The organism is Brevibacillus sp. YAE8 (genome assembly GCF_057543335.1).
On record NZ_BAAIYG010000004.1, the window covers coordinates 156,123 to 169,191 of the forward strand.

At 55.7% G+C, this 13,069-nt stretch carries 12 protein-coding genes; 3 read left to right on the forward strand and 9 right to left on the reverse strand.

Features of this window, described 5'->3' with window-relative positions:
• Nucleotides 1-36 precede the first annotated feature (36 nt).
• The 5 genes from AC27IT_RS08575 to AC27IT_RS08595 all read right to left on the reverse strand — a co-directional run bounded on the left by AC27IT_RS08575 (nucleotide 37) and on the right by AC27IT_RS08595 (nucleotide 6,093).
• Nucleotides 37-1,251: a M20 metallopeptidase family protein gene (locus tag AC27IT_RS08575; RefSeq protein WP_487091731.1), complete on the reverse strand. Its 1,215-nt coding sequence runs from the start codon at nucleotides 1,249-1,251 to the stop codon at nucleotides 37-39.
• The gene (locus AC27IT_RS08580; RefSeq protein ID WP_007785781.1) at nucleotides 1,248-2,177 is read right to left on the reverse strand and encodes a S66 peptidase family protein; all 930 of its coding nucleotides are present in this window, start codon (nucleotides 2,175-2,177) and stop codon (nucleotides 1,248-1,250) included. The genes AC27IT_RS08575 and AC27IT_RS08580 overlap by 4 nt, the downstream gene beginning before the upstream one ends.
• A gap of 231 nt (nucleotides 2,178-2,408) precedes the next feature.
• The gene (locus tag AC27IT_RS08585) at nucleotides 2,409-3,779 is read right to left on the reverse strand and encodes a sigma-54 interaction domain-containing protein (RefSeq protein WP_005832034.1); all 1,371 of its coding nucleotides are present in this window, start codon (nucleotides 3,777-3,779) and stop codon (nucleotides 2,409-2,411) included.
• The gene (locus tag AC27IT_RS08590; protein WP_005832033.1) at nucleotides 3,776-4,534 is read right to left on the reverse strand and encodes a response regulator; all 759 of its coding nucleotides are present in this window, start codon (nucleotides 4,532-4,534) and stop codon (nucleotides 3,776-3,778) included. Before AC27IT_RS08590 ends, AC27IT_RS08585 begins: the two co-directional genes overlap by 4 nt.
• Nucleotides 4,534-6,093 carry an ATP-binding protein gene (locus AC27IT_RS08595; protein ID WP_025847468.1) on the reverse strand — a complete coding sequence of 520 codons (1,560 nt, stop codon included), beginning with the start codon at nucleotides 6,091-6,093 and terminating at the stop codon, nucleotides 4,534-4,536. The genes AC27IT_RS08590 and AC27IT_RS08595 overlap by 1 nt, the downstream gene beginning before the upstream one ends.
• Before the next feature lie 127 nt (nucleotides 6,094-6,220).
• Between AC27IT_RS08595 and AC27IT_RS08600 the strand changes: the two genes are divergently transcribed.
• Nucleotides 6,221-7,270, forward strand: a complete 1,050-nt coding sequence (locus AC27IT_RS08600) for a DctP family TRAP transporter solute-binding subunit (RefSeq protein ID WP_487091732.1) — start codon at nucleotides 6,221-6,223, stop codon at nucleotides 7,268-7,270.
• A gap of 23 nt (nucleotides 7,271-7,293) precedes the next feature.
• Here the strand turns inward: AC27IT_RS08600 and AC27IT_RS08605 are convergent, their stop codons facing one another.
• From AC27IT_RS08605 to AC27IT_RS08615, 3 genes are all read right to left on the reverse strand, one after another.
• Nucleotides 7,294-8,721, reverse strand: a complete 1,428-nt coding sequence (locus tag AC27IT_RS08605; protein ID WP_025847471.1) for a HAMP domain-containing sensor histidine kinase — start codon at nucleotides 8,719-8,721, stop codon at nucleotides 7,294-7,296.
• Complete coding sequence (locus AC27IT_RS08610) at nucleotides 8,711-9,391, reverse strand: response regulator transcription factor (protein ID WP_025847473.1); 681 nt, start codon at nucleotides 9,389-9,391, stop codon at nucleotides 8,711-8,713. Before AC27IT_RS08610 ends, AC27IT_RS08605 begins: the two co-directional genes overlap by 11 nt.
• A 167-nt stretch (nucleotides 9,392-9,558) precedes the next feature.
• The gene (locus AC27IT_RS08615) at nucleotides 9,559-10,305 is read right to left on the reverse strand and encodes a stalk domain-containing protein (RefSeq protein WP_005832029.1); all 747 of its coding nucleotides are present in this window, start codon (nucleotides 10,303-10,305) and stop codon (nucleotides 9,559-9,561) included.
• Nucleotides 10,306-10,568: 263 nt separating this feature from the next.
• On the opposite strand from AC27IT_RS08615, the gene AC27IT_RS08620 reads away from it, so the two are divergent.
• Nucleotides 10,569-11,864 carry a dicarboxylate/amino acid:cation symporter gene (locus tag AC27IT_RS08620; protein WP_448792588.1) on the forward strand — a complete coding sequence of 432 codons (1,296 nt, stop codon included), beginning with the start codon at nucleotides 10,569-10,571 and terminating at the stop codon, nucleotides 11,862-11,864.
• Between the two features lie 171 nt (nucleotides 11,865-12,035).
• Here AC27IT_RS08620 and AC27IT_RS08625 read toward each other — a convergent pair whose 3' ends face one another.
• Entirely contained in the window at nucleotides 12,036-12,290 is a 255-nt protein-coding gene (locus AC27IT_RS08625; RefSeq protein ID WP_005832027.1) for a hypothetical protein, read from the reverse strand.
• A 280-nt stretch (nucleotides 12,291-12,570) separates the two neighbouring features.
• Here AC27IT_RS08625 and AC27IT_RS08630 point away from each other — a divergent pair, with 280 nt between their 5' ends.
• A complete protein-coding gene (locus AC27IT_RS08630) occupies nucleotides 12,571-13,068 on the forward strand; it encodes a cation:proton antiporter regulatory subunit (protein WP_025847479.1) in 498 nt (165 codons plus the stop codon).
• The last annotated feature ends 1 nt before the right edge of the window (nucleotide 13,069 follow it).

A 13,069-nucleotide genomic window follows, 5' to 3' on the forward strand; every position in this document is an offset into this window, starting at 1 on the left:
ACCCTGCCTTGAAAAACGGCGTGTGAGAAGCCTGCGTTATTTTTCCTGCAAGCTGGCCGCCCGCTCCTGCAAAAAGGTGATCGCGTTGTACGTCTGCATCGCTGTGCCGATCACCAGGCTACGCTCATCGAGGTCAAAGCGCGGATGGTGGACAGGATAGACGAAGCCCGCTTCCTCATTGCGCACCCCGAGGTGGTAAAAGGCGCTCGGGACATGCTCCGCGAAAAAGGCGAAATCTTCCACGCCCAGGCTCGGCAGCTCGTTCACCTTGACCCGCTCTCTTCCGAGCAGTTCTTCGCCGCACTTTTTCACCAGGTCGACCATAGCGTTGTCGTTGATGAGCGAGGTGTAGCCTTCCTCGAACGCCACCTCTGCCGAGCCGCCGAGACTTTTCGCCGTCAGTTCGGCTACCTCGCGCACGCGCTCTTTCACCATTGCCCGCACCTTTTTGTCCAGCGTCCGGATCGTTCCGGTCAGCTTCACTTCCGAGGCGATGATGTTGCTTGCCGTCCCGCCAGCGATCATGCCAAGCGAAAGCACCGCCGAGTCGCGCGGGTCGACGTTGCGGCTGATGATCGTCTGCAGGGCGGTAATGACGTGAGCCGCGATCACGATTGCGTCCTTGCCGTTGTGCGGGTAGGCTCCGTGCCCGTTTTCCCCGCGGACGACAATGTGCACATCGTCAGAGGCCGCATTCATCTGTCCGTACTTGACCGCGATGCTACCGACAGCCAGCTCAGGCGATACGTGCAAGCCAAAAACCGCTTCCACGCGCGGGTTGTCGAGCACGCCTTCGCGGATCATCGGCAGCGCCCCGCCCACCGTCTCTTCCGCAGGCTGGAAAAACAGCTTCACGCTGCCGGACAGTTGCTGCTTCTGCGCCGCGAGCAGCCGCGCCGCACCGAGCAGGCACGTCATGTGGGCATCGTGGCCGCAGGCGTGCATCCGTCCGGCGATTTGCGAGCGGTACTCCACGGCGTTTTCCTCTACAATCGGCAGCGCGTCCATGTCGCCGCGCAGCCCGACGACAGCTCCTGGCCGTGCGCCTTCAATCAGTCCGACGACACCTGTGCCCGCCACTTTTGCATGCGGAATCCCCAACTCGTTCAAGTAGGCGCTAATTTTTTCCTGTGTGCGAAACTCCTCCAGCCCAAACTCGGGAATTTGATGAAAATCGCGGCGAACTGCCCTCAGCCAAGGAAGCAGCTCCTGCGCTTGCTGCATGATCCAGTCGTTTTGTCCGGGACTCATACGGTCACACTCTCCTCTACCGCGAGTATTCTTGAAGTCGCGTCAAGCGTAGCCTCGACGCCGAAGGGCAGCGCCATATTGTAAGAGCCGTGCCCGATCTGCACGTTCCAGATCGTCGGCTTTCCGTAAGGCACGACGATGTTTTGGAACACGTCCCAGACGGAAAAGCCTTCGCGCTTCTTCGGCTCGCAGTTGGTCCACGTGCCGATGACGATGCCTGCGCAATCGGCGAACAGGCCGCCGAGCGCAAGCTGTGTCAGCATGCGATCTACGCGATACGGCTCCTCGTCAATGTCTTCCAGAAACAGGATTTTGCCGCGGGTATCCACCTGATACGGCGTGCCCATTAGCGTGGCGATCAAAGCGAGGTTTCCGCCGACAATCGGGCCGTACGCCTGCCCTTCCACGAGACAGAGAATGTCCTCTCCCGGCGGGTTGATGATCGGCCCGAGCGGCTCAGGCCGGGTCAGCGCCCGCAGCAAATACTGCCTGGTCCAGTCGTCCAGGCCGTGCGCAATATCCGAGGTCGCCATTGGCCCGTGCAAGGTCGCCAGATGCGATACCTGTCCGAAAGCGGCGTGCAGCGCAGTAATGTCGCTGTACCCGACAAACAGTTTCGGATTTTGCGCAATGAGGTCGTAATCGAGCAGCGGCAAAATTTGCGGGGACCCGTAACCGCCGCGCATGCACATGATGCCGTCCACCTCGTCGTCGGCAAACATCGCGTTCAGCTCGCCTGCCCGCTGCTCCGGGGTGCCCGCCAAATAGCCGCCGTACGTCTCATAGCACGTCTGCCCGACCTTTACCTTGAAGCCCATCTCCATGATCGCGGCCACTGCCTTGCCCAGCACCTCTTCCGTAGCGGGACTGGAAGTGGCGACCAGCCCGATTGTATCTCCTGCCCGCAATGCTTTTCCTTTATTCATCCGACACGTCTCCCTTTATCAATTGTCCATCTGTCCACAGCGGCCCTTGCGCAAGCAGCTTTTGCACACACGTATGCGTTCCCTCATCCGTTCATGACTTTTTCAATATTGCAAAAACAATGCCAACAAGCTGCCCGCTCCCTGTATGTACAGCGGCTATTCACGGCCGCATACAAGCACCGCCCATTCGCGCAGGAACCATCCAGCATGCTATTCACGCGCGAATAGCGATTATTCACCTGTGAATACCCACTTTCTCAGCTTCCGGCTGGCGGATGGCTGGCTGATGCCGAGCGCTTCCGCTACTTTTGTCGTCGTCTTGTGCTGCTCGTAGGCGCGCTGCAGCAACTGCCGTTCGACTTCCTCCATCGCCTCCTGCATCTGCATCACCCGCTCGACCTTGATGCCGCCCAAGGCGCTATCCTCGTGGCTGTGGATGTACCGGGGGATTTGCGTCGGCGTAATGAGGACGTCAGGGGCGGTCACCACGAGCCGCTCCACTACATTTTCCAATTCGCGCACATTGCCTGGCCAATCGTATTCCGCGAGAATCCGAAAGCAGGCGTCGGAAAGCTGCCGATCCAGACAGTACTTTTCGCAAAAAACGCCCAGGAAATAATGGACGAGCACCGGAATTTCCTCGCGGCGTTCCCGCAGCGGCGGAATTTCCAGCGGCACGACGTGAATCCGGTAGTACAAATCTTCGCGAAACCTGCCCTCTTTGACCATTTGCCGCAAGTTTTGGTTGGTGGCGGTAATCAGCTTCACGTCGACCTTGCGCGGAACGGCGCTGCCTACGGGCGTAATCGTTTTTTCCTGCAAGACGTTGAGCAGCTTCACCTGCAAGGCGAGCGGCATCTCTCCGATCTCGTCCAAAAACAGCGTGCCGCCGTTCGCCTTTTCGATCAGGCCCGCTTTGCCGTCCTTGTCCGCTCCGGTAAACGCTCCTTTTTCGTATCCGAACAGCTCCGATTCCAGCAACGTCTCCGGGATCGCTCCGCAGTTGATGTGGACGAACGGCTTGTCTGCGCGCGGGCTGCACTCGTGGATGTACTTCGCGAGCACGCCTTTGCCGACGCCCGATTCTCCCAGCAAAATCATGGACGACTCGACCTGCGCCAGCTTTTCCGCCAGCGCGGTGACCTGCTCCATCGACTGGCTGCGGTAGACGAGACTGATTTTGCCTTTTCGCCTGCTGTTCTCCTTTGTCATTTCGCTTTGCAAAAGGCCGCCGACGTACTTGCGCTCATTTTGCTCCTGCTGCAACTGCTCGTGGTCGGTAATGTCAATCGACGTGTTGACGACTCCACAAAAGTTGCCGTCCGCGTCCCAGAGCGGGGTGCCCTCGACCAGCAGCCGGCGTTTTTTCCGGGTCGTCTGGATCGTGTGCACCTTTTTCCGATCGCGAATGACGCGCATCGTAATCGTCGGGGAAAAATAGCCCAGATGGTAAAATTCCTCAATCGGCTTGCCGATCATTTCCTGCGGATCGATCCCGAAAAACTCTTCGTAGCGCCCGGAGCAATACAGTGTCCGTCCTTTTTCATCCGTCACGTGAACGATGTCAAACAGCCCGTCCAATATGGCTTCAAAGTCGATCATGCCCGCCTGCCACCCCCTGTCTCATGCTCGTCGACGCGCACGTAGCGATTCGTCGGCCTGCCGACTCCGCCGTAGCTGACGTCGATTCTCACCATCCCGGCCTTCTCCAGGTAGTCCAGATAGCGCCTCGCCGTCACCCTGGCGATGCCTACCCGCTCCGCCACATCTTCCGCCGACAGCGCCTGGTCCTCGTTGTCGAGCTGGCGAATGATCTGCTCTAACGTCACGGCGTGTAGCCCTTTTGGCAGCGGACTCAGCTTGCTGCCTGTGCCTGCCGAAGCCGAGCGAGCCTGTTCCTCTTCGCGCTCTGACGCCCCGCGAAACAAAAGCTGGTCTACCTCATCCTGCGAAGCCGCCCCTGCCTGTTCGATCTTCTGGCGAAACTCGCGGTAGGTTTCCAGCGACTTTTTCATCCGATCAAACGCGAACGGCTTGATGATGTAGTCCATCGCGCCGCCGCGCAGCATCGCCTGAATCGTCGCCTTGTCCTTGGCCGCGGTCACCACAATGACATCGACGTCCTGACCGGCCGCACGCAGCTCCGCGAGCGCTTTGACCCCGTCCTGAATCGGCATGAAAATGTCCATGATGACCAAGTCCGGCCCCAGCTCCTGCACCATCCACACGCCGTCGGCCCCGTTCGCCGCCATCCCGACGACGGTGAAGCCTGGCACGCGCTCGATAAACTGCTTGTTGATCTCCTGCACCATCGGATCGTCTTCCACTACCAGTACGCGAATGCTGTCCGTCTCCACTATTCGTCCACCTCCTTCATCGGGAATGTAATCATGAAGCTCGCTCCTGCTCCCGGCCGGGAATGGCAGACCAGCTCGCCCCTTCCTTTTCGCACCAGTTGATGCACCAGGTGCAGACCGAGTCCGCGGTTCGCCCGGCTTTTGGTGGAGAAGCCTCTTTCCAGCATCTTCTCGCGCGTCTCTTCGTCCATCCCGATCCCGTTGTCCTCCACGAGAATCGAGCACACCTCTTCATCCTGCTCGATGCTGATCGTAATCTCCTTGTCCGCACGCTCGCACTGCTCCAGCGAGTCAAATGCATTTTCGATCAGATTGCCCAGAATGAGCACGAAGTTGTGGTGGTCCATGTAGGGTGGAAATTTCTCCAGGTGGCTCATCCTGTCGATGACCACGCGAATGCCCAGTTCCTTGCCGCGACTGACCTTGCCGATCAACAGCCCGGACAAGTTTTCATCCATGATCCGCGTCGTCAGAAAAGACGTCAGTTCCTCCTGCTCCTCGTTGATCTCGAACAGGTAGGCGAGCGCCTTGTCGTATTGGTTGAGCTGCAGCAAGCCCGCGATCGTGTGCAGCTTGTTCATGTGCTCGTGGTTTTGGACGCGGAGGGCGCCGACAAACTCCTTGACCCCTGTCAGTTCCTCCGCCATCCGCGCAACCTCTGTCCTGTCCTGGAAGATGGCGAGGGCGCCGACGATCTTGTCCTCGACTTTAATCAAAAAGCGGTTGGACCAGAGCAAGGCATTGCCTACGTGCAGTTCGGTGTTCGTAAAGTTTTGCCGCAGTTCCAGCACCTCGGGCAAGCGGGTGTCGGGCAGTACCGAGCGAATGGATTTTCCCAATACGTCTCCCTCGATCCCGAAAATTTGCTTGGCCCGATCGTTGAAAATCGTGATGTGCTCCCGGTTGTCGATGGCGATGACCCCTTCGTGCATGGCGTGGAAGGTTGCCGTCCGCTCGACCAGGATGCGCGCGATCTGCTCCGGCTCCAGATCGAGCATCTGCTTTTTGATGTGGCGAGCCAGCAAATAGCTGCCCCAGACGCCGACCAAAAGCGAGAGAATCAGCGTCAGCGCGATGTTGCCGCGCTCGCTTTTCATGACCTCCCACGTGCCGGGCATCACCCGGCCCACCAGCACCACCCCGACCTGCTGGTGCTGCTCGTCCATGATCGGCACGTAAGCACGAAGCGCCGTGCCCATGTCCCCTTTCACCTTTTGCAAATAGGAGTGCTCAGAATACGCCTCCTCGACAGCCGCATCCTCGAACACGGTGCCAATCCGCTCGTCCAGCGGGTCGGAGTAGCGCACCCGCTCCATATTCAAGACGACGATGTACGTCACGTCATTGACGACTCTCAGCTTGTGCGCCGTCGGGTTGATCTGCCGCCAGCCGTCCGGCTCCTGGATGCTTTCCTGCACCAGCGGAATCTGGGCGACAGTGCGGGCGATCGTCATCAGCCGTTGGCCAAGCTGATTTTCCGTGACCCGAATCATGCCTCCCACAATAATCAGCAGCCCAATAACCAGAGAGAACAGCACGATTCCCACCGAAAGCAGCATAATCTTCCATTTGATCGTTAACTGTTTGAACAGACCAGCTCTTCCTTTCCAGTGGGGATTGCTTGCTTCTCTATATTTTGGTACAGTACATCCAGCAAATCAACTGATCGTGGGCAGGTGAAAAAAGATGAAATCTTTTCTGAGCATCGCGCTGTTTGTGATGATCGCGCTTGTGAGCGCTGTCATGATCGGCTTCGGGACAGACCTGTCGATGGCGAAGCTCGGCTATGACGAGGTGCAGGAGGGACTGTCCGAGCGCATCATCATCAAATTCAGCCACGTGGTTGCGGAAAACACGCCAAAAGGCTTGACGGTGGAACGGTTCGCGCAGCTTGTCAAAGACAAGACTCACGGACGCGTCGAGGTGCAAGTGTTCCCCAACAGCGTGCTGCACTCCGAAAAGACGGAGATATCGGCCCTGCAAAACGGCGAAGTGCAAATGATCGCGCCTGCGTTCTCCCACCTGTCGAGCATGATCCCGGCCTGGGCTGTGCTCGAATTGCCCTACCTGTTTCGGACGCAGGAGGACGTGGAAAACGTATTCAACGGCGAAATCGGGCAAATGCTGTTTTCCACGCTGGAACAATCCGATATGAAGGGGCTGGCCTTCTGGTCGAGTGGCTTCAAGCAGATGACGGCGAATCGCCCGCTGATTACGCCAGACGACTTCGTCGGCCAACGTTTCCGCATCATCCCGAGCGCCGTGCTGGAAGCGCAGTTTCGCTCTTTTCAGGCCATTCCGATCGGCTCGTACTTCGGCGACCTGTACAGCATGCTGGCGAGCGGAAAAGTGGACGGCGAGGAAAACACGATTTCCAACGTGTACACGAAGCGGCTGTATCAAGTGCAAAAGTATATGACCATCAGCGACCACGGCTTTCTCGGCTACGCGGTCGTCATTAATCAATCGTTCTGGAACAAGCTCCCCCCGGATATTCAGCAAGCGATCACAGAGGCGATGCAGGAAGCGACCGCGTACAACAATCAACTGGCTATTTCCATGAACGCGAGCCAACTGCGCATGCTCCAGGAGCAGAAAAACATCCAGATCCACGTGCAGACAGAAGAAGAGCGCGCAGCCTGGATTCAAGCCGTGCAGCCAGTCTACGACAAGTTCGCAGACAGCATCGGGGCTGACTTGATGGAAAAAATCAGAGAGCTTCACCAGAGACGGTGAAGCTCTTCCGCTCTCGCCCGTCTTTACGTCTGCTTAGGCAGGATGAGGGTAAAGACCGAGCCCTGTTCACTGCTTTGCCGAAGCATGAGGTCGCCGCCCAGCGCTTTGGCCATCATGCGCGAGTACGACAGCCCAAGTCCCAGCCCCCGCACCTTGTCTTTTTTGTTGCTGCCGCGAAAAAACCGCTCGAAGACAAGCGGCTGCTCCTCTGCCGGAATCCCGTGTCCGTTGTCCTTCACGTCGATGCGCATGTCGCCTTCGGTTTCGTACAAAACAAGCTGGATGCTCCCCTCGGCCTCTGCTTTTCCGATCGCCTGTCTCGCGTTGTTGAGCAGGTTGGTCAAAATTTGCTGGACGCGGCCCGGGTCAACAAAAACGGTCACAGATTTTTCCGGGATGACGACCTCAAACGAGATCGCCCCCAGGTCTTGCACGATTCGCCACTGCGAGGCGATTTCCCTGACCAGCTTGCTGATGTCCTGCTCCTCCTTGTGGACGGTAATCGCCCCTACGGCAAACGAGTTGAAATCGAGCAAGTCCTCGACCATTTTTTGCAGACGCCTTGTTTCGCGCAGGCATATCTCCAAAAATTCCTTCTGCTCTGCCCCCGATACGACTTCATCGTTAATCGCCTGGACCAGCCCGCTGATCGAGGTCACGGGCGTTTTCAGCTCGTGCGTTACTCCGGCCAACAGCTCTGTCCGCATGCTTTCCAGTTGGCGCAGGCGGTCAGCCATCTCCTTGAACGTGTAGACCAGCTCGTGAATTTCCCGTTCCTGGATTGGCTGCGTGATCGCGACATCGTAGTTGCCTTCCACGATTTTGCGCGCCGACAGCACGACTTGCTGAATCGGCTCCGACAGCCGCCGGGAGTGAAAGTAAATGACGGCCCAGCCAAGCACGCCGAGGCTGCCGAGCATGATGACCAAATATTGCAGTTGCTCCCGGCCGATTTTGATATCGGTTTCGGGAAAAAGCAAAATGACCTTCCCGATAATATTGTCGTTATATTCCAAATTTTTCCTGATGACGTACAGCGTGTCGCCCGATGCCTGCTTGATCCTGTCTGCCGTATCAGCCTGCTCAAGCAAGCCGGGAAGCGCTTTTTCCAGCGTGGGCGGCAGCATTCCCGGGCGGCTGTAGATGACCTCTCCCTGATTGTTTTTAATTAACAAGACCAGGTTGCGATCCACCCCCATGAACTTGCGCCGGTTGTCCAGCACCTGATGCAGCTTGGCCCCCACCAAAATGTCGCCTTCGTCGTCTACGACCCGATCCGCCACTTCCTCGGCGAACAGCCGGGTCACCTCAATCTGCTTTTCCACCGCAGCATATTTGATCCAGTAGGCAGACACGGCCCCGACGATGAGCAGTCCTACGACCAGTGTCAGCAGGTAGCGGGTCGTCCAGTAGCGCAGGAGCGAAACGGGTTCCTTTTTTTTAGTAAACACAGAATTGATAACCCACCCCTCGCAGCGTCTTGATCTCGCCTTCGTGGGCGGGCCAATTTTCCAATGTTTTTCGCACACGCTTGATGGCGAGATCCACGGCGCGGTCGCTGCCCCCGTAGTCCATTCCCCACACCTGCTCAATCAACTGCTCGCGGGTAAAGGTCTGGTTCGGGTTTTGCGCCAGAAAGAGCAGCAGCGACAGGTCACGCGGATGAAACACCAGTTCCAGCCCGTGCAGCGTGACGTGGTGGGACTGGAAATTGATTTTCAGGCTGCCGAAAAAGCGCGTCTCCTGGTCTTTGACCAAAATCACCGAGCGGCGCAGCACAGCATTGACCCTCGCCACCACTTCCTCGGCGACAAACGGCTTTGTTATGTAGTCGTCGGCTCCCTGGTTCAGCCCTTTCAGCTTTTGATCGGTCTGTCCCAGCGCCGTCATAATAATGACCGGACAGGCGCTTTTTTCCCGAATATACTGCAGAATCTCCCAGCCGCTTCGCTCGGGAAGCATGAGATCCAAAAGAACGAGATCCGGTTTTTTTTCGTCAAACAGGCGGATCGCTTCGATGCCGTCTTCAGCCTGCCAGACCTCATAGTCCGCTTTTTGCAGGTACGCTTTCAACACGCGCGAGATCACCAGTTCGTCTTCTACCAACAAAATGCTTTTCATAGGCTTCCTATTCTCCCATTCGCGATTGCTCGCATGGTCCTCTCTTTCTGCTACGTACTACTATACTATCAGTTTACCCCTTTCTTTTTATAATTGGATTTGCGTGTTTTTGGAAAATAGGAAAAAAGCCTTGCCCCCTTACAGGAGACAAGGCTTTTTGACTGCCATTAGTTGATAATGTCGTCCTCGAAGTAGATGTCGCCATCGCTTGCATCGCCTTCAAAGTCGTATTTTTTCTTGTCGTTGTTACTGGTGTCGACGATCTCGCCTACCACGTCTGCATCGTCGAATTCATCCCAGATGTCCTCGATGACGTTAATCACGAGGTCTTCATAGTCGGAATCGTCCAATTCGTCCTCGTACTCATCGAAGTCGAGAGCGATTTCTACCTCGATCTCATCTTCGTCGCCGCTCAGGGTAATATCCCACTCAGCGCCGCGGAAGTCTTCGTAATCGTCATTCAGAGCATCTTCCAAGTCATCCAGTTGATCGTCGAAATCGTCGTCGTCATCTTTGTTTTTCGCATCTTCCAGATCGTCTTCCAGATCGGAAATTTGCCGGTTCAGCGTGTCGATTTTGCTTTGCAGGCTGCGGATTTGGGCATCGCGCGCTGCCAGTTCAGCCGCATGCTGGGCATCAGCCTGGTCTTTTACCGTGATAGTGTACGTATTGCCATCCCAGACGACTTCCTTGTTGAACACGCCTGCCATCATGCGCAGCGGAATGTAGGTGGTTCCGTTGACGATGAATGGTTCGATCGTAGTCGGAACGGCAGCGCCGTTATACAAAACCTTGATATTGTTGTACTTCGCCTGCAAGTTTTTTGTTCCAGTCGCTGCCTGAGAGCCAGTCGGCAGCAAGCTTGTCGCAAGAACCACCGCTGAGAAAACTGCTAGATACTGTTTTTTAAACATCGAAAATCCTCCTTCTCCCGGTTGTCTTTTTCATGTCATGTCGCTATGTACATAACTTACTTTACCTACTGATCGTGTCGAGCGTATGTCAACATTGCATTTTTTCCTTTCCAGTTTCAGGAGAGTCCATGACCAAAACGACCAAAACAACCAATATGACCGTATCATTTTCAATTTTTTGTCCATTCTATACAATGCGAAATAGATGAGTGAAGCGCTTACAACAGCATTTCTAAAGACGAAAGAGAAAAGGGGTCGGTTCGATGCGGATCAACTTTAAAAACCTGACCGTTCAGGTTGTGATTGCCATCATCCTCGGGATTATCGTCGGGCATTTTGCTCCCAAGTTCGGCGCAGAACTGAAAGTATTGGCAGATATTTTTGTGAAGCTGATTAAAATGGTCATTCCGCCGATTGTGTTTTTCACCGTCGTCAACGGAATCGCGAGCATGGGCGACATGAAAAAGGTCGGGAAGATCGGCGGCAAGGCGCTGATTTATTTTGAAATCGTTACCACGATCGCGCTCGCCATCGGGCTGCTCGTCGTCAACCTCATCAAACCGGGCGAAGGCTTCGACAAAACGGGCCTGACAAGCGGCGACGTAAGCAAGTACACAGAAGCGGCTGCGCAGTCGAGCCACGGCTTCGTTGATTTTATCGCCAGCATCATCCCGGAAAACGTCGTCGGTGCCATGGCAAAAGGCGAACTGCTTCCTATCCTGTTCTTCGCTGTCCTGTTCGGGCTGTCGCTCGCGGCAATGGGTCCTGCCTCCCAGCCTGTCATCAAGCTGTTTGACAAGCTGACACACGGATTTTTCGGCGTCGTCAACATGATTATGAAAGTGTCCCCGCTGGCGGCATTCGGTGCAATGGCTTACACGATCGGCAAATTCGGCATCGGCTCTCTTACCCGTCTGGGCCTGCTGATGACAGCGGTGTACATCACCATGTTTTTGTTCATCGTCCTGGTGTTGGGCGGTATCGCCCGCTACTACAAATTCAGCATCTTTTCGTTTATCAAATACATTCGCGAAGAAATTTTGCTCGTGCTTGGCACCTCCTCCTCGGAATCTGCACTCCCGCGGATGATGGACCGCCTGGAAAAGTACGGCTGCTCCAAATCGGTTGTCGGCCTCGTCGTTCCTACAGGCTATTCGTTCAACCTGGACGGAACCTCGATCTACCTGTCGATGGCGGCCATGTTCATCGCCCAGGCTTACGGGGTTGACCTCAGCATCTGGCAACAGTTGACGCTGCTCGGCATTTTGATGATTACGTCCAAAGGCGCGGCGGGCGTGACAGGCTCCGGCTTCATTACGCTGGCGGCTACACTGGCAGCTTTCCCGATGATTCCGGTCGAAGGCATTGCCCTGCTGCTCGGGGTTGACCGCTTCATGTCCGAGGCGCGTGCGATTACGAACCTGATCGGAAACGGCGTAGCAGCGGTTGTCATCGCCAAACAAGAGGACGAATTCCACCCGGGACGCGTCCAGCAAGCGAGTGACACGCCAGAGCCAGACTCTGGGCAGGAAGCAGAGAGCAAAGCGATCTTGGCCTAACAACATGATATGTGCCGCTGCTTCTGGCTATAACACAAGGGAACCCTTCTCGTGGGTTCCCTTGTTTCGTGACAGGCTCTTCTTTTCTCAGGCAAGTTTTTGACACGGATACACCATCCGCCAAAATTCATGCGCACTGGTGGAAAATGGTGGAAGAAGGGTGCTCCTTGCTCAGTCATGTGGCCATGTCTTGCGCAGGTCCTGCTCGAACTGGCGCAGATGTTTGATCCGCTTCTGCGCAGCCTGGTATTCCTCCAGCCAGTGCTCCTTTTCCCGCTCGCGGATGATTTCTGCTTTTTTCTCCAGCTCCCGCACCTCATTGCGCAAGGCAATCACGATGTCCAGCAGCTCATCCATCTCCATGGAGCGCATGTCCTGAATAAAATGCCATTCGGCTTCGGTTAAACGATATTGCTTGTTGGCCACGCTTCATCACCCTTAAAAAATGTGTCAAATCTGTGCGAATTTGTTGCATCTATGTGAATTTGGATTCATTCCAAAAAGCGGATGCCGCTTCGTGTATAATAATGGATAATAGGTACGTATGTCGACAATGCCACCGTGCATGCACCGGGATTATTACTAAAATAGCACCGGAATGGTTATAATTCCAAATGATTATCGGCGACATGCAAAAGCGCTCTTTCGCGCCAAAGAGCGACTACCTAATATAAATTACAGATGTGAATTTGGAGGAGGCTGTTGCATGTTCTCTATTCGAGAAACAGATTTGCCGGGCATCGGCAGAAAATACCAGGTGGAAACAAAAAGCGGCGATAAGCTGGTCATCGTCATTCACGATGACGGACGCCGGGAAATGTACCATTTTGATCGCGAAGATCCGGACGACAACATTTCGATGGTGACCCTCGATGATGACGAGGCCCGGCAAATTGCCGCAATCGTCGGCGGGCTGACGTACAAGCCATCCGCTTTGGAAACAGTCGAGGTCGCATTGGACAAGCTAATGATCGAGTGGTACAAGATCGAACCGGGCGCACGCGCGATCGGCAAGACCATCGGCGAGCTGGACGTACGACAGGAGACCGGAGCCACGATCATCGCGGTCATTGAAAAAGATCACAAGCAAACGATCAACCCGGGCCCCGAGTATGTGCTCTGTGCAAGCTCCACTCTAGTTGTAGCAGGTGAACGAAAGCAGGTGAAGGCGCTCAAGACTATTCTCAGCAACGGGGGTGATTGAC